The organism is Flagellimonas sp. 389, from assembly GCF_018449435.1.
Classification (GTDB): Bacteria; Bacteroidota; Bacteroidia; order Flavobacteriales; family Flavobacteriaceae; genus Flagellimonas.
Window position 1 is genome coordinate 40,339 of record NZ_JAHCMU010000006.1, and the last position, 16,772, is coordinate 57,110.

The window sequence follows — 16,772 nt, forward strand, 5'->3', positions numbered from 1 at the left end:
ATCAGTTGTTATCGGTAATCGTTTTGTTCTCGTATTTTTCTCGTTCCTCTTTTAGCGAGGTGAGCCAGTCCAGATACATTTCCTCGGGCATCCTACGATAGCCCAGCTCGTGTATGGTCATATATTCCCCTTGGAGTTCTAAAAATCTCTTTTTTAAGGTGTCATCTTGTGAGGCTTTTTGAGCCAACCCTGCAAAGTCCGTCCTGTTCTCCAGCTCCAGTATCTTTTTCGATGTTTCCGCTTTCAATACCAATGCATTGATGTAGTTGGGATAGTGTTTCAGGGCGGCATTGGTACATTTTTGGACAAATGTACCGTCATTATCGGGAAACTTTCGTTCATAGCCCTGTGCCAAATCTATAAGGCAAAGTGTCACGCTCCGTTTGTCGTCCAAGGCTTCCATATAGAGCTTGTTGGCAATGGCATCCAGATGGATATATCCAGAAGCCATCAGCCATGAATCCATCGGGAAGATACCGCTGGTCAGCTCTGTGTTGTACCACCCGTTCTCCTCTTTCCAGTGCTTGATGTAAATATGATTGGGTGCTAGGGCGAGATAGGCTTTTACATCCATTTCCTCCGCAAGTATCTTGTACAGGTAGGGCAAGGAATGGCAATTGCCCTTGCGCGTGACCATCAGTTTGGAGACGAACATGTTCTTCCAGTCGCCATGCCCCCAAATATCCTCAAAATCATAGGAGTATGGGGTGTACTTGTAACTGTTGCCCTTGCCGTCCGTTATTTCAAAACTATCCTTTAGCACGGAGAAGAGGGCGGCATAATTCTCCACATCCGCCTTATCGGAGCCTTGGTATTTTAGTTCACGGCTCTTGACAAGGTTTTGGGCAAGGACGGTCAGCTTTCTTATTTCGTTATGGAACAAAACACTGTCCAAGCCGTTTTCCAGGTAGGCGTTCTCCACCTCGTACACAGCATTCTTGAAACTGAGTTCACAGGAACCTTCCAGCATACAGTTGATGTTCTCAAAAGCGGTATCATAGAAAAAACGCTGGGCATCCGTTCCTGTTTGGAGCAATACGGTCAATACTATGGAGCAGATAATTTTTTTCAATCCTTTTTCTGTTTAATCGATTTTTTACCAAAACTCGCATTGAGCTGTCGCGTCTCCTGTTCGTTAACCGAGGCAAGCCACTTCTCATATTGCTCGGCGGGCATTTCGGAATAGCCTAGATTGTCTACCGTTTCATATTGTACCAGAACCGATTTGTAAAGTTTGACCAATTGGGGGTAATGTCTTATCTCATCAAAGTTTTCTTTGGCAATCCCCAATTTTTCCGTGGCATATTTCAGTTTTACCGTCTGCAAATTAGCCTTCGAAATTGGGCGGGAATATTTTTTGGGTCGATTTCAAGAGCAGTGTTCAAAACTTCTTCTGCAAAATCGTCATAGCCATATTTTCTTATGTAACCAACAGCCAATTCAGCAAAATAATTAGATAAAAGCTCCTGTTTATTCATGGGATGCATGAATATCTTGTTTTGTATTGCCTCGGCCTTTACGTAGCCAGAGTTCAGGATAAAGGCATCCGTAGTGAGCATATGGTTGGTCAGTTCAATATTGTACCATGTCCCACTATCATCGGGAAACTTTATGTAGGAGTGGTTGGGCGAAAGTGCCAGATGTGCCACGGCACCGATTTCCTCGGCTAGGATGAGGTATAATCTCGGTAAAGAATTGCACTGTCCCTTTCCCGTTAAAAGAAGTTTATGGACAAACATTTTGCTCCAATCCTTTCTGCCCCAGTAATCATCAAAATCATATTCAAACGGAAAGTGTTTTAATCCCTTGGATTTGATTTCCAGAGTGTCGGCAAAAAATTGGAACAATAGATAGTTCTTGTCAATGTTACTATTATTGTCTAACCCTAGTTCATCGAGTTTTTCACGAAGAAAGTCCCCTGTCTTTTTTATGGTCTCCTCAAATTCGGAATAATCTTTTTCGCCTTCGTAGTAGGCGTTCTCGACAATAAATGTCGCTCTTTTGGGAGAAAAGGAATTGTACCGCATGGGCAGAAGCTGGGCGTAAGCGTTTCGGTAGTGTTGGGAGCCTTTGGAATTTCTGAATGAGGGCAATGCACTTAGAATACCGTTCATTGTAGTGAAGGCGTCTTCGATGATTTCCTTTCTGGCCTTTTCTTCCGCTTCGACTTTTCTGACATCGGCTTCGTGCATCGCCATTTGGCGGGCATACCTATCCCTGTCGTTCGATGGAGAACTGGAAGAATAGCTTAGAACATTAATGGGTTGTGTAGGCTGTAAAGTACCGTAGGATTGAAACGTACCAGGGGTCGGGAGAGTGGGCTCAATGTTTTGTGAAAACATAATGCCTACCGTTCCAAAAATAAATATTGTGATTATCCCCTGTAAGCAAAGCGAAAAGGTGAATAGGCTAGAATTATTGGCTGGTTTTTGGCACATAAATCCTGTTTGATTTGGGCGTTGGACAACTATATAAAACTAATAAAAAAACATGTTATTTCTTACAACATCTATCAAATTTTTATACGTAAGAAAAAATCAGTTAAGATAACTTCTAGGATGATTTCAAACGATTTCGATAGATACAAAAATAGAGATAGGTGCTACACTCAGCACCCGTTTCCGATTAAGAGTAATCACCCTATTTTTCGTAGAATGTCAAGAAAGTGGTCGTGCATCTGCGCAGTATAATCCAAGTGTGTCACTATACGCAGTTTACCTTGCCCCATTCCAATAATCGAGATATGGTTGTCCTCCAGCTTGGACAAGAAAATAGTTGAAGACATTTGGGATTCATCCAACTCAAAAATGATAATGTTGGTTTCAATGGGCTCTACTTTTTTGATAAATTCCAGTTTACCGAGGACACTTCCAATTTCCTGTGCCTTATTATGATCTTCGGATAGTCGGCCAATATTGTTATTTAGGGCGTACGAACCTGCTGCCGCTAAAAAACCAGACTGGCGCATACCGCCCCCAAATACCTTACGCACCCGTAAAGCATCGGCGATTAATTTTTCGCTACCCACAAGCACGGAACCCACAGGACAGCCCAAGCCCTTGCTAAAACAGACGCTAATGGAATCAAATAAAGCTCCATAGTCCTTTGGATTTTCATTTTTAGCTACCAATGCGTTCCAGAGTCGTGCGCCGTCCAGATGATACTTTAATCCATGCTCCTCACAAACCCGTTTTATCTTTTTCAGTTCATCAAAATCCCAACATGCTCCCCCACCTTTATTCGTAGTGTTTTCAATACAAACCAAAGAAGTCAAGGGGCTATGATAAAAATCGGGAGGGTTAATGGCCGCTTCAACTTGTTCAGCGGTCATCATTCCCCTATTTCCATCCACCAATTTACAGGAAACGCCACTGTTGAAGCTTACACCGCCACCTTCGTAATTATAGACATGGGCGTATTTGTCACATATTAGCTGCTCACCAGGCTGTGTATGCAATTTTATGGCTGTTTGATTGGTCATAGTGCCACTTGGAAAGAACAAAGCGGCTTCCATACCAAAATAATTGGCTACTTCTTCTTCAAATGCATTAACGCTTGGATCATTCTTAAAGACATCGTCCCCTACCTTGGCATTCATCATGGTCTCCAGCATACCATTGCTTGGTCGTGTGACCGTGTCACTTATCAAATTAATTTTCATAAAAGGAACAAATCTTTAGTTCATACAATCCATACCAATTGGGGAACCATCTGGAATCTTAGGAGCTGGAATAACCTTAAAACTAGCCGGAGCTTTTAGAAATGCATCTATTCGCCGTACCATTTCTGAGGAAATCGCACTACTTCCTTTATTGGTCATTCTGGTTTTTAATCGCTTTAAAGACTCATTGGCTATTGCATTTACTTGAGGGTGAACTTCATTGTGCGCTGCCAAATTCATCATGTGAAACAGTACTCTAAAATTTATAATCTGCTGCGCTTCGTTCAAATAGGGATCTTTATGTGTTTTTTCAATCGTAGCATTCACTAAAGTATTGAACACCTGTTCTAATCCAAGCTGGTTTTTATCCAAGCTTTTCTGCTGAATTAAACGAGAAGCCCTTTCAGGATGTAACAAGAGTCCCAAAGTCATATCTGATGAGGTTTCCACTGCCGAAAGCGCATCAAAACTAACACCTGTTCTTCCTTTAAAAGATTCTCTTGTTCGTCCATATCCAATGGCGCGTGGTGGAAAAAGGTTTAGTTTGTCTTTTGGTATTGCCAGTTTATTAGCGTCCAATGTTTGTAATATAGTTTTCAGGGCATTCTCCTGACCAGTTCGATTAACAACGGAAACGGCACGTTGTCCATCACCCTTTACGGCATAATTATAATCCAATCCCCCAATAACTTTAGAAACTGCTTCAGTTTGATACCTGTGAAAAAAGAATAAAGGTGCAAAAATATCTTCCAGCACCGAATTGGGTTCTCCTGAACGAATATTGTCCATAGAAAAGTTGGCCATAGCTATTTTTCGTATCATCAGTACTTGTTCCAATTCTTCTGCTGCATTTTTTCCATTGTCCCATAGATGAGCCAAAGCATGTGCACTGCCCATGGGTCTGGCATCTTGATCGGATATGTACCGTAGACCATCGGCTTGTGCTTTTTCCAAAATAGCGTTTAAACCTTCCGCTTCTTTAGCCTTATTCGGAAAATCTGTATAAGAATATGCCACAGTGACTTTATCCCATACCCCGATTCCCGTGTCATATGCATTGGAAAAATCGATGGCATCACCCTTTAGTTCAAATTGTGGATGTGGATAGTCCATTACCGAAGCTCTGCCATTGGTGCTAGCAGCAAAATTATGGGCAAAGCCCAGGGTATGTCCAATTTCATGGGCAGAGAGCTGTCTAATCCGTGCCAAAGCCAATTCCAACATAGGTTGGTAATTATCATCCCGTTCAGCAAAAGGCTTGTTCATTAAGGCCTGTGCAATCAAGAAATCTTGGCGTATACGAAGACTTCCCAAGCTCACATGCCCTTTCATAATTTCTCCCGTTCGTGGGTCGGTGATGCTACTTCCATAGCTCCAACCTCTTGTGGAACGATGTACCCATTGAATTACATTATAACGAACATCCAAGGGATCTGCATCATCGGGCAATATTTTCAATTGAAACGCATCCTTATAACCTATGGCTTCAAATGCCTGGTTCCACCATTTGCCTCCTTCGAGAAGCGCGGAACGAACAGGTTCCGGGGTTCCGTTATCCAAATAATAAATTATGGGCTCTACAGCTTCGCTCACAGCTGCTCCAGGATTTTTCTTTTCAAGACGGTGACGTCTTACAAAATGTTTTAAAATAGGCTCTTGTACTGGAGTAGCGTAATCGTAATATGATATTGGGTACGAACCACAGCGCGGGTCGAACACACGTTTTTCATATTTATCATCAGGTAGCTCAATTAAGGAATGATGCTGGGCAACGGTAACCAGTGAAGGGTTTGGGGCAACAGACCGTATGTATGCTCCCTCAGGGTTTCCAGAAAAGGTAAGCGTTACATCAAACTCCACATTCTTTGGGAATGCTTTGGTACGGTCAAAGGCCATGGCACTTTTAGATCTATCCAAACTGTAAGAACCTTGTTTGGTCCGTTTCAATCTGGCGGAGACACCATGGGCATCACGCATTAGAAAATCAGTAATATCGATTAAAAACTTCCCTTTTGACTCTTCTTCAATCGTAAACCCATAAAGCACAGATTTTGCAAAAGCTTGTTCCACCGATTTTTTCTCCAGTTTATTTTGGGTCAGTGCCCTAAACTTTAAATTGGGTTGAACCAATAGTAATTTGTTTCCCGCTTTTCTAAAGAAAACTACTTGTTCGTTTCCTAGTTGCCCCCTATCCAATCCTATATCGTTGCTACCTATTCCACTGCTCAAAGAATACACATATAAAAATTCCTTTTCCAGTTCATCTACCTCTAAGAAAATCTTATCTGTTTTGTCATCAAAATAAAAATTAAAGTAGCCATTAAACTTTTGATATTCTTTGGTACTATCAAAACTTTGGGCGTTTAAAAAGCTAGTTATCAGAATGAATGGTAAAATGTGAGAGAGGTACTTTTTCATATCGTAGTTAGTTGAACCTAAAAATATATAAATTTCGTTGCTTGACCATTGTGAAACACTATTTTTGCTTGAAATTAAATTCTGATGATAACTACAGATCAGCAAAAAGATCTTATTGAGCGCCTTGGTGCGTTAAGGAGGTATCTTTGACATTGATGCCAAACTTATTGAAATAGAGAACGAGGAAGAAAAAACCCTTGCTCCGGGGTTCTGGGATAATCCACAGCAGGCCCAAGTTCAAATGCAATCGCTCAAGTCCAAAAAGAAATGGGTAGAGGATTTCAATTCCGCTGAAGCTTTGGTAGGTGATCTTGAAGTCTTACTGGAATTTCAGCAGGCGGGTGAGGTTTCCGAGGAAGAAGTAACCCAACAGTACGATAAAGCAGTCCTTCTTATAGAAAATCTTGAGTTTAAGAACATGCTTTCGGACGAAGGCGATGAACTCACTGCCGTATTGCAAATAACGGCCGGCGCAGGTGGCACGGAAAGTTGTGATTGGGCCGCAATGCTCATGCGCATGTACCTTATGTGGAGCGAAAAAAATGGTTATAAGGTCAAAGAACTCAATTATCAAGAAGGCGATGTAGCTGGCATTAAAACAGTTACTTTGGAGATTGAAGGTGAATTTGCCTTTGGTTGGCTAAAGGGAGAAAATGGCGTACACCGTTTGGTGCGTATCTCTCCTTTTGATAGTAATGCCAAAAGGCATACGTCATTTGCTTCGGTTTATGTCTACCCGTTGGTCGATGACACTATTGAAATCGATGTAAATCCATCTGATATTGAAATAACTACTGCTCGTTCCAGCGGAGCCGGTGGGCAAAATGTGAATAAGGTAGAAACCAAGGTACAATTGGTCCACAAGCCTACGGGCATTCAGATTTCTTGTTCCGATTCACGTTCGCAACACGATAATCGGGCAACTGCCATGAAGATGTTAAAATCGCAATTGTACGAAATTGAGCTTCGTAAAAAACAAGAGGCACGTGCAGAAATCGAATCCTCCAAAATGAAAATAGAATGGGGCTCACAAATCAGGAACTACGTTATGCATCCCTACAAATTGGTCAAGGATGTTAGAACAGCAGAAGAGACCGGTAATGTTGATGCTGTTATGGACGGTGATATCAATTCATTTTTGAAGGCGTTCCTTATGATGATGGGGCAACGTGACGATTAAATCTAATTATAGTTATGATAAAAATTTACCATAATCCAAGATGTAGAAAATCCAGGGAAGGACTAGAAGTTTTAGAAAAATCTGGTCAAGAGTTTGAAGTGGTACGATATTTGGAAAATATTCCTACGAAAGAGGAATTGCGAGAGGTCATTGCCTGTTTGGGAATTTCTCCTGAAAATCTGGTCCGAAAAAATGAAGCGATATGGAAAGAAAAGTACCGTAACCAGCTTTTAACGGACGAACAAGTATTGGACGCCATGATAGCACATCCAAAATTGATAGAACGGCCAATTGTAATGAAAGGCCGAAAGGCCGTAATCGGCAGACCAGCCGAAAATATTGAAGAAATACTATAAAATGTACTTAACAAAAGTTTAACCAAATTGGATTAAACCTTCACTTAACTTTAGAATCATATTTAAGTTCAACATCATGAAAAATGTACGTACTGTATTCGTTATCACATTTTTATTGGCAATTACATACACTTCTACGCTGTCCGCTCAATTTGGAAATAGGTTTGGCAGACAACAACGAAGTGCTATTCCACAAGCGCAGCAAGCACCTGAAAAACCAGACCCGCTTACTGCTGAAGAGATTGTGGAACAACGTATGCCTTCTATTACTGAGGAGTTAGGGCTCAATCCGTTCGAAGAAGCCGTAGTCAAAACTACATTGACGAAATATGTACAACAGCGAATAGAGCTGCAGATTTTAAAATTAGAACCTCAGAAAATGAGGGAAGAGCTTGAAAAAATAGGCAAGAACCAGAATGAAGAAATGAAGAACGGGTTGCCAGAAGATAAGTACAATGCATATTTAGAACTCCAAGAAAATAGGTTCAAGACCAGCAAAAAGAAAAAGAAGAAAAAGAAGAAATCCAAAGACTGATATGAAAAAACTGCTACTGTCCTTTCTATTGCTTAACTCCATAGTACTAACAGCACAAAACAAAGGACAGGGCAATCGACCTTCTCCCATTAAAATAACCGGAAAGGTCATCGATAGGGACACAGGACAACCTTTGGAGTATGCTACTTTAGTACTCCAACGTGTTCGAAACCCTGAAAAAGTAACAGGCGGAATAACAGATGAATCTGGAAATTTTGAAGTAGAAACCCCTCCGGGTCTTTTTAATATACGAGTGGAATACATTTCTTATGAAACGTACGAGCTTAAATCACAAACATTAAGGGCCTCTACTGATTTAGGCACGATAGAACTTAGTGTCGATGTAGAGCAACTGGAAGATGTTGAAGTAGTAGGTGAACGCACAACGGTCGAACTACGTTTGGACAAAAAAGTCTATAACGTAGGAAGCGACCTTACCGTAAAAGGTGGTTCTGTAACAGATGTGTTGGACAATGTACCATCCATAACCGTGGATGTTGAAGGGAACATTAGCTTAAGGGGCAATGAAAGTGTACGGATATTGATCAATGGAAAACCCTCTGCCCTATCTGGTCTTAGCCCAGATGCCTTACAACAATTGCCTGCTGATGCCATTGAAAAAGTTGAAGTCATCACTAACCCTTCCGCTCGTTATGATGCCGAAGGAACTGCCGGTATTCTAAACATAATTTTAAGACAGAGCAAAACTGCAGGATTAAATGGTTCCATTAATGCTTTTGGAGGTTATCCAGATAATTTTGGGGCAGCTTTAAACCTGAATCTCAGAAGAGAACGCTTCAATATTTTCACTACCACCACATATCGCTATCGAGATGCGCCAGGTAATGCTCAATTTCTGCAAGAAAATTTTGATGAAGACGGAAACACCGCAAGCTTTCAAGATGAGTTTAGGGAGTACCAAAGGGAAGATGATGGTATTAACACCAATATTGGTTTTGAATTGTTTTTGGATGAGGATGCTCAAAGTAGTATTACCAATTCATTTGTTTACAGAAGGTCGAATGGTGACAATACTGTAGATGTTGATTTCTTCAATTTTGATGCATTGCGAAATCCGACCATACAACGTAATCGATTCACAAATGAAGATGAGTTTGATGAAAATATACAGTACTCCGTAAACTATCAGAAAAGGTTTAAGAAAGATGGACAGTTATTGACTGCCGATTATCAATACTCCAAGGGCATCGATATAGAAAACTCGATTATTGAAGAGTTTATACTGGGCGATAATATTCAGCTGCCCACAGAACAGACCATAAATGATGAAAGTCAAATCAACCAATTGGCGCAGTTTGATTATGTACATCCCTTTGGTAAAAACAATCAATCACAGTTTGAGATAGGCTATCGTGGCACATTCAACACCTTCAATACTGATTTTGTTTTTGGGATTTTAGAAGATGGTGTATTGGATTCTGACCCAGACTTTAGCAATGAACTCATCTATAAAGAATTTGTAAACGCGGCATATACCCAATTGGGAACCAAAATAAATAACTTTAGTATTTTGGGCGGCATACGTATGGAGGCTTCGGATATTGGTATTGAGCTTGTAAATACGGATGATGTTTCTGAAAAGGATTATATCGATTGGTTTCCTTCATTGTTTTTTGGTTATGAACTATCAGAATATGAACAGTTCACCATAAGTTACAGCAGAAGACTGAGACGGCCCCGGTCTAGATTTATCAATCCGTTTCCGTCACGTTCCAGCAATACAAACCTTTTTCAAGGTAATCCGGACCTAGACCCAACGTACACCAATGTTTTTGATTTAGGCTATATAAAACGTTGGGATAAAATTACATTAACAACTTCTGGGTATTATAATCGTTCTACAGGAGTATTTCAATTTATTACACAAGAGACAGGCGATTTTGTTGAGATTGAAAACCCTGATGATGTGGCAAACCCTATTATAGTTCCAGTTCAAGTGAGAACTCCTATCAATCTGGCAACAGATACTCGGTTTGGTGGTGAATTGACAACCACTTATGTCCCAAAAAGAGATTGGCGTTTAACGTTGAACCTCAATTTATTTCAACAACAACTACGAGGCAACTTCACGTTTACCAACTTTCTGGGTGAAGCGGTTTTTCAGAGTTTTGATGCTGATAATTTCACATGGTTCAGCCGTTTAAGTGCTAAAATACCGCTTCCAGGAAAAGTGGACTTTCAAACCAACACACTTTATCGAGGAAGAAGGGTTGACGCACAGAATGTAAACAAAGGCATATTGAGCACCAACCTGGCCTTCAGCAAAGATGTAATAAAAGATAAAGCAACACTATCCTTGAATGTTAGAGATCTTTTTAATTCCAGAAAGCGAATTACCGAGACAACAACAGAAAATGTCTTCACGAACAGTGAGTTCCAATTTAGGGAACGACAACTAACACTGTCTTTTCTATATAGGTTTAATCAACCGCAGAATGAGCGAGACAAACGAGAAGGTAGAAGTAATGGTGAAGATGATATGGAATTTGAAGGATAAAAAAGAGGATAAAAGCCTCTTCGTTTATTCGTTGCGATCTGCTCTTTTAGCTTCACGTCTTTCTTTGTACATCTCCATTAAGTTCCCAAACAACCAGTAAGGGACCACAAAAGTTAACAAGAAAATCATTAACCAGAAACCTATGGTCAAAATGGTTAAAAAAGCTAAGAAACCTAAATATTGGTCAAATTCGAACATGATTTACTCCTTTTGTTGTACAAAGATACTTTGAAATCCTTTAAAAAAACAAATCTCAAATTAAAAAATATACAATTGTAGAGATGTCATATAATTTTAATGAACAACACCTAACTTTGCATATCTAAAAATTTGAGAAATGAGCTTTAGAATCGAAAAAGATACGATGGGCGAGGTAAAAGTGCCTTCGGACAAATACTGGGGGGCACAGACCGAACGCTCTAGAAATAATTTTAAAATTGGTACGCCAGCCTCTATGCCGTTAGATGTAGTTTATGGTTTTGCCTATCTTAAAAAAGCTGCTGCTTACACCAATCATGAGCTTGGAGTTTTATCAATAGAAAAACGGGATTTAATTGCACAAGTTTGCGATGAAATCTTAGCAGGACAGCACGATGAGCAGTTTCCATTGGTAATCTGGCAAACCGGTTCCGGGACCCAGAGCAATATGAACGTGAACGAGGTCATTGCCAACAGGGCCCACGAAATTGCAGGAAAAAAGATAGGAGAAGGCGAAAAAACCATCCAACCCAATGATGATGTCAACAAAAGCCAATCTTCCAATGATACCTTTCCAACGGGAATGCATATTGCCGCCTACAAAAAAATTATAGATGTAACCATACCCGGAGTTCAGCAGTTAAGGGATACTTTGGAGAAAAAATCCAAAGAGTTCCAAGATGTTGTTAAGATAGGCCGTACACACTTAATGGATGCCACTCCCCTAACCTTAGGTCAAGAATTCTCTGGTTATGTATCCCAATTGGACCATGGTTTAAAAGCCTTGAGGAATACCATGGAACACCTTAGTGAACTGGCATTGGGCGGTACTGCTGTTGGTACTGGTCTAAATACACCAAAAGGTTATGATGTTTTGGTCGCTAAATACATTTCTCAATTTTCGAACCTTCCTTTTAAAACAGCCGGCAATAAATTTGAGGCACTTGCGGCACATGATGCAATCGTGGAAAGTCACGGAGCTCTAAAGCTATTGGCAGTTTCTTTAAACAAAATAGCAAATGATATTAGAATGATGGCATCTGGACCCCGTTCTGGTATTGGTGAAATCATAATTCCCGCGAACGAACCCGGTAGTTCCATTATGCCCGGAAAAGTAAATCCTACGCAATGTGAAGCTTTGACCATGGTATGTGCCCAAGTAATGGGTAATGATGTAGCTATAAGCGTAGGGGGAACACAAGGACATTATGAACTCAATGTTTTTAAACCAATGATGGCAGCAAATATCCTACAATCAGCACAACTATTGGGTGATGCCTGTGTTAGTTTTGATGTAAACTGTGCGGTTGGGATTGAACCAAACCACGAAGTCATCAAAACATTATTGAACAACTCGCTAATGTTGGTTACGGCATTAAATACCAAAATTGGCTATTATAAAGCCGCTGAAATTGCCAATACTGCCCATAAAAATGGCACAACACTAAAAGAGGAAGCTATAAACCTTGGTTATGTTACTGCTGAAGAATATGATGAATGGGTAAAGCCAGAAGATATGGTTGGTAGTTTGAAGTAATCACCTTCAATATTTTATAAAGCAAAAACCCGATTCTTCGCAGAATCGGGTTTTTTAATTGAATGTGGATAGTGTATATTATTTTAGGGTGAACTTAGAGGTACCCAATAGTTTAAGACCATTGTCATAAACATTCACCATATAATTTCCTTTTTGGAAATCTGAAGCAGGCTTATTAATGTAGTCACAAACATCCAAGGTACTGTTCTCATAGTAAAAGTTAGTTCCTTTGCTATAGGTAATAGAAGCTCCTTCTTCACTAGACTTTGTAAAGCTGTCTCCCAATACGTTTCCTTGAGGGTCAAGAACTTCAATAAAGAATTCTCTATCTCCAGCTTCTGCAATTACGTTGTCCGCAATTGTGAAACATACTTTGAACTTGTCAGTAGCTTTAGCTCTAGACGTAGAAACCAATTTTCCACTGCTTCTTTCTTTCACGGCATCAACAGTAAAAGTAGAAAGACTTAGAGCAGAACCTCTTTCAACAGCATCGGCAAGTTGCGTATTCTGAACAACTAAAGAATCGTTGAATACAGTTTGCTTTTCCAATTCAGTGAATGTACTATCTCTTTGCATGGCCAATAGCGTATTGGAAGACGTCAAAGAGTCAACTTGCTTTAACAATGCTTCTCTTTCTTTCTTAAGTACACTAACTTGTCTTCTATATCTTGAAAGGGAAGCGATATCAGCCTTCATTCCTTGAACAGAATCAATGTACTTTGCAATATTGTCTCTTGCGGCAACAAGTTCTTCATTTGTAGCGTTGCTTTCCAAAATAGCTTTATCGTATTCTGACTTCAAGCTATTCAAATCTTCAACCACCAATTCCTTTTCTTGGGTAAGAGCGTTAGCGGTCTTTTTCTTATCCTGGTAAAGGCTTACCGTGTAAATAATAGTTCCCAAAAGAACTACACCAAGTAAACCAGCTATTACCTTTAATCCGTTGTTACTTTTTGTTTCAGTCATAACTTTGTAAATTAATTGATTTGTTAAAACTATTTAATCAATTGAGTTTGGTTTATATACGCTTTAGTTTTTAGTTTGGATTTTTTTAGATTAAATTCTACTGAAAAAATAGTTATTAAATCGTTAGAAGCCTTTATTTTACTGGGTTTAATTAAAATTCTAAATATGAAAAAAAATTATTTGCCCTTGATTTTGGTTCTAGTTTTATCCTCTATGTATAAGGAAATTAAGGGCCATGAAATTGTAGATACTACTGTGAAGTATGAATCGGACTCCCTGAAAATTACTCCAATAGAACATGCAACCGCTGTATTGGAATGGAAAGATATTACCATCTACATTGACCCTGTGGGTGGTAAAGAAGCATTCGAGGGGCACTATCAACCAGATTTAATTTTGATTACGGATATACATGGCGACCATTTTAGCTTAGAAACCCTACAACAGCTGAATACCCAAAAAGCAAAGATTATAGTACCCCAAGCCGTTGCAGATAAAATGCCACAAGAATTCACTCCACAAATCGATGTTTTGGACAACGGAGCCAGTAAAGAACGGTATGGTATTACCATTGAAGCCATTCCCATGTATAATCTAAGGGAAGAAGCATTAAAATTCCATACAAAAGGAAGGGGCAATGGATATGTATTGACCATGGATGCCCAAAAAATCTACTTTTCTGGGGATACGGAGGATATTCCTGAAATGCGGGCTCTAAAGAATATTGATAAGGCTTTTGTATGTATGAATTTGCCCTACACCATGACCGTTGAAAATGCAGCCAATGCCGTTTTAGAATTTAAACCCAAAGAAGTATACCCTTATCATTACCGAGGGCGACCCAACGTGAGCGATGTAAAGAAATTTAAAATGTTGATAAATCAAGAAAATCAACATATAAAAGTAATTCAATTGGACTGGTACCCCAAAGATGATTTTTAGACAAATGTAATATTGAGCGTTTAAGATCGTTTAAGTAAAAGACTCAAACCAAATTAATACTTAACCATGGTTCCCAAATCCTATGTTTTGTTTGTATTGGTGTGCTTCCTTGCCATTAATACTTCCCTATCCAATCAATGCGATAATTTTTATGCTAAAGTTACTTATGGTCTCAACCATACAAAAAGTGCTTTGGAAGCGACCAATTTTGAACATCAAACCTATTATGCCGATAGGGCCTTAATTGCGCTTGAAAAGTCTAAGGCCTTTATGGAAGAATGCAGTTGTGCAAAGTCAAAAGATAAAATGCTTGATGCCATGGAAGCTTTGAACAAGGCAAAGAACCCAGTAGATTGGGATGCCGGAAGGTATTTCTCAAAAAAATCCAAGGGCTTGATCACTGAACTGATCACTATTTTAGATGAATGTACTTTGGGAATGCCCCAAACAGTTGTAGTGGAAGATAATGCTGAAAGTACCATTGAAAATGAGGCCTACGCCAATACCCAAGAGAATGAACAAGTATCCATGGAGAAAGAAATGGTGAAGATATTTGAAAAACACTCTACCGACAGATTAGAAACTGCTAAAAAAGCCATCGATCAACTGGTTACGCTTTCTAAATCCTTTGTTTATGATCCCACGGAAGCAAAAAGTGAACCAAATAGTCTTGAAGCCCATCAAAAAGCATACATGACCGAAGCCAAGAAATTGCTTGAAGAAGGTTTAAGGGCCTTGGAAAAATAGCATTTAAAAATTGACTAACGAATCAGTTTTTTGTATTTGATACGTTTGGGCATGATATCCGTTCCAAGGCGTTTCTTCTTGTTTTCTTCATAGTCTGAGAAGGAACCTTCAAAGAAGTATACTTGTGAATCACCCTCGAAAGCTAAAATGTGCGTACATATTCTATCTAAAAACCACCTGTCATGAGATATAATAACCGCACAACCCGCAAAGTTTTCCAGTCCTTCCTCTAGTGCCCTTAACGTATTTACATCGAGGTCGTTAGTAGGTTCATCAAGCAACAGAACATTTCCTTCTTCTTTGAGGGTCATGGCCAAGTGAAGTCGGTTACGTTCACCACCCGACAACATGTTCACCTTTTTATTTTGCTCGCTACCCGAAAAATTAAATCGGCTTAGGTAAGCTCTGGAATTCACCTGCTTACCTCCCATCGTCACCAACTCTTGACCATCACTAAAATTTTCCCAAATGGTTTTATTTGGATCTATGTTGGAATGGCTTTGATCTACATAGGCCAGTTTTGCGGTATCGCCAACAACAAATTCCCCCTTATCGGGAGTTTCTTCGCCCATTATCATTCTAAAGATTGTGGTCTTACCAGCACCGTTAGGGCCAATAATGCCAACAATACCAGCTTGTGGAAGGTTAAAGCTCAATTCCTCATACAACAACTTATCACCATAAGCTTTACTTACCCCTTTTGATTCAATAACGTTGGTTCCCAAACGTGGACCATTTGGAATGTAGATTTCCAGTTTTTCTTCTAGTTGTTTTTGGTCCTGACTTAATAACTTATCGTAATTTTTTAAACGTGCCTTTTGTTTGGTCTGCCTACCTTTTGCGCCTTGTCGAACCCATTCTAACTCTCGCTCCAATGTTTTTTGGCGTTTTGAGGCTTGTTTACTTTCTTGCGCAAGACGTTTGGATTTTTGATCTAACCAACTTGAGTAATTTCCTTTCCAAGGTATGCCCTCTCCCCTGTCCAATTCCAAAATCCATCCGGCCACGTTGTCCAAAAAGTAACGGTCGTGCGTAACTGCAATGACCGTTCCCTTATATTGTGCCAAATGGTGCTCCAACCAATGTACAGATTCAGCATCCAAGTGGTTTGTTGGCTCATCCAATAGCAGTACATCTGGCTCTTGCAATAACAATCTGCATAATGCAACCCTTCGTTTTTCACCGCCCGATAGCACACCTATTTTCTTATCAGAATCAGGAGTACGAAGCGCATCCATGGCAATTTCAAGTTTTGTATCCAGTTCCCAAGCATTGGAAGCATCTATTTTATCTTGCAATGCTGCTTGCTTATCCATCAACTTTTGCATTTTGTCCGCATCCTCATATACTTCGGGCAAACCAAACATATCGTTGATTTTGTTATACTCATCTAATATGGCAACTGTTTCAGCCACGCCCTCTTTTACAATTTCAAGAACGGTTTTTTCAACATCCAACTGCGGTTCTTGCTCAAGATAGCCTACAGAGTATCCGGGAGAGAAAACTACATCTCCCTGATAATTCTTATCCAGACCAGAAATTATTTTGAGCAAGGTTGATTTACCAGAACCGTTTAGACCTAAAATCCCAATTTTGGCCCCATAGAAAAAGCTGAGATAAATATTTTTTAAAACAGGGGTGTTGGCCGTTTTAAAAGTCTTGGTGACCCCGGACATTGAAAAGATGACTTTCTTATCGTCTGACATTCAGATAT

The 16,772-nt window shown here is 39.8% G+C and carries 14 protein-coding genes; 7 read left to right on the plus strand and 7 right to left on the minus strand.

Annotation, left to right across the window (positions count from 1 at the left end):
• Position 1: 1 nt before the first annotated feature.
• The 5 genes from KIM67_RS06635 to KIM67_RS06655 form a co-directional block, all read right to left on the minus strand.
• Positions 2 to 1,072 (minus strand): hypothetical protein, encoded by a 1,071-nt coding sequence (locus KIM67_RS06635; protein ID WP_213830564.1) that lies wholly within the window; start codon positions 1,070 to 1,072, stop codon positions 2 to 4.
• Complete coding sequence (locus tag KIM67_RS06640; RefSeq protein ID WP_213830565.1) at positions 1,069 to 1,326, minus strand: hypothetical protein; 258 nt, start codon at positions 1,324 to 1,326, stop codon at positions 1,069 to 1,071. The genes KIM67_RS06635 and KIM67_RS06640 overlap by 4 nt, the downstream gene beginning before the upstream one ends.
• On the minus strand, positions 1,314 to 2,438 hold the full coding sequence (locus KIM67_RS06645; RefSeq protein WP_213830566.1) for a hypothetical protein: 1,125 nt from the start codon (positions 2,436 to 2,438) through the stop codon (positions 1,314 to 1,316). The genes KIM67_RS06640 and KIM67_RS06645 overlap by 13 nt, the downstream gene beginning before the upstream one ends.
• Positions 2,439 to 2,635: 197 nt before the next feature.
• Positions 2,636 to 3,661, minus strand: a complete 1,026-nt coding sequence (locus KIM67_RS06650) for a low specificity L-threonine aldolase (protein WP_213830567.1) — start codon at positions 3,659 to 3,661, stop codon at positions 2,636 to 2,638.
• A gap of 15 nt (positions 3,662 to 3,676) precedes the next feature.
• Positions 3,677 to 6,079 (minus strand): zinc-dependent metalloprotease, encoded by a 2,403-nt coding sequence (locus tag KIM67_RS06655; protein WP_213830568.1) that lies wholly within the window; start codon positions 6,077 to 6,079, stop codon positions 3,677 to 3,679.
• Between the two features lie 84 nt (positions 6,080 to 6,163).
• Here KIM67_RS06655 and prfB point away from each other — a divergent pair.
• The 5 genes from prfB to fumC all read left to right on the plus strand — a co-directional run bounded on the left by prfB (position 6,164) and on the right by fumC (position 12,403).
• A protein-coding gene (gene prfB / locus KIM67_RS06660; RefSeq protein ID WP_213830569.1) for a peptide chain release factor 2 occupies positions 6,164 to 7,259 on the plus strand; the annotation gives its coding sequence in 2 pieces (ribosomal slippage) (positions 6,164 to 6,226 and positions 6,228 to 7,259; 1,095 coding nt in all).
• 14 nt (positions 7,260 to 7,273) lie between these two features.
• Positions 7,274 to 7,615 (plus strand): arsenate reductase (glutaredoxin), encoded by a 342-nt coding sequence (gene arsC / locus KIM67_RS06665; RefSeq protein WP_213830570.1) that lies wholly within the window; start codon positions 7,274 to 7,276, stop codon positions 7,613 to 7,615.
• Positions 7,616 to 7,691: 76 nt separating this feature from the next.
• A complete protein-coding gene (locus KIM67_RS06670) occupies positions 7,692 to 8,150 on the plus strand; it encodes a hypothetical protein (protein ID WP_163419046.1) in 459 nt (152 codons plus the stop codon).
• 1 nt (position 8,151) lies between these two features.
• A complete protein-coding gene (locus KIM67_RS06675; RefSeq protein ID WP_213830571.1) occupies positions 8,152 to 10,668 on the plus strand; it encodes an outer membrane beta-barrel family protein in 2,517 nt (838 codons plus the stop codon).
• A 337-nt stretch (positions 10,669 to 11,005) separates the two neighbouring features.
• Positions 11,006 to 12,403 (plus strand): class II fumarate hydratase, encoded by a 1,398-nt coding sequence (fumC, locus tag KIM67_RS06680; RefSeq protein ID WP_213830572.1) that lies wholly within the window; start codon positions 11,006 to 11,008, stop codon positions 12,401 to 12,403.
• A gap of 78 nt (positions 12,404 to 12,481) precedes the next feature.
• Here the strand turns inward: fumC and KIM67_RS06685 are convergent, their stop codons facing one another.
• A complete protein-coding gene (locus KIM67_RS06685; RefSeq protein ID WP_213830573.1) occupies positions 12,482 to 13,369 on the minus strand; it encodes a hypothetical protein in 888 nt (295 codons plus the stop codon).
• A 165-nt stretch (positions 13,370 to 13,534) separates the two neighbouring features.
• On the opposite strand from KIM67_RS06685, the gene KIM67_RS06690 reads away from it, so the two are divergent.
• Both KIM67_RS06690 and KIM67_RS06695 read left to right on the plus strand, forming a co-directional pair.
• Entirely contained in the window at positions 13,535 to 14,311 is a 777-nt protein-coding gene (locus KIM67_RS06690) for an MBL fold metallo-hydrolase (protein WP_213830574.1), read from the plus strand.
• Positions 14,312 to 14,377: 66 nt separating this feature from the next.
• The gene (locus KIM67_RS06695; protein ID WP_213830575.1) at positions 14,378 to 15,058 is read left to right on the plus strand and encodes a hypothetical protein; all 681 of its coding nucleotides are present in this window, start codon (positions 14,378 to 14,380) and stop codon (positions 15,056 to 15,058) included.
• A 14-nt stretch (positions 15,059 to 15,072) separates the two neighbouring features.
• Here the strand turns inward: KIM67_RS06695 and ettA are convergent, their stop codons facing one another.
• Entirely contained in the window at positions 15,073 to 16,764 is a 1,692-nt protein-coding gene (gene ettA, locus KIM67_RS06700) for an energy-dependent translational throttle protein EttA (RefSeq protein WP_213830576.1), read from the minus strand.
• Positions 16,765 to 16,772 lie beyond the last annotated feature (8 nt).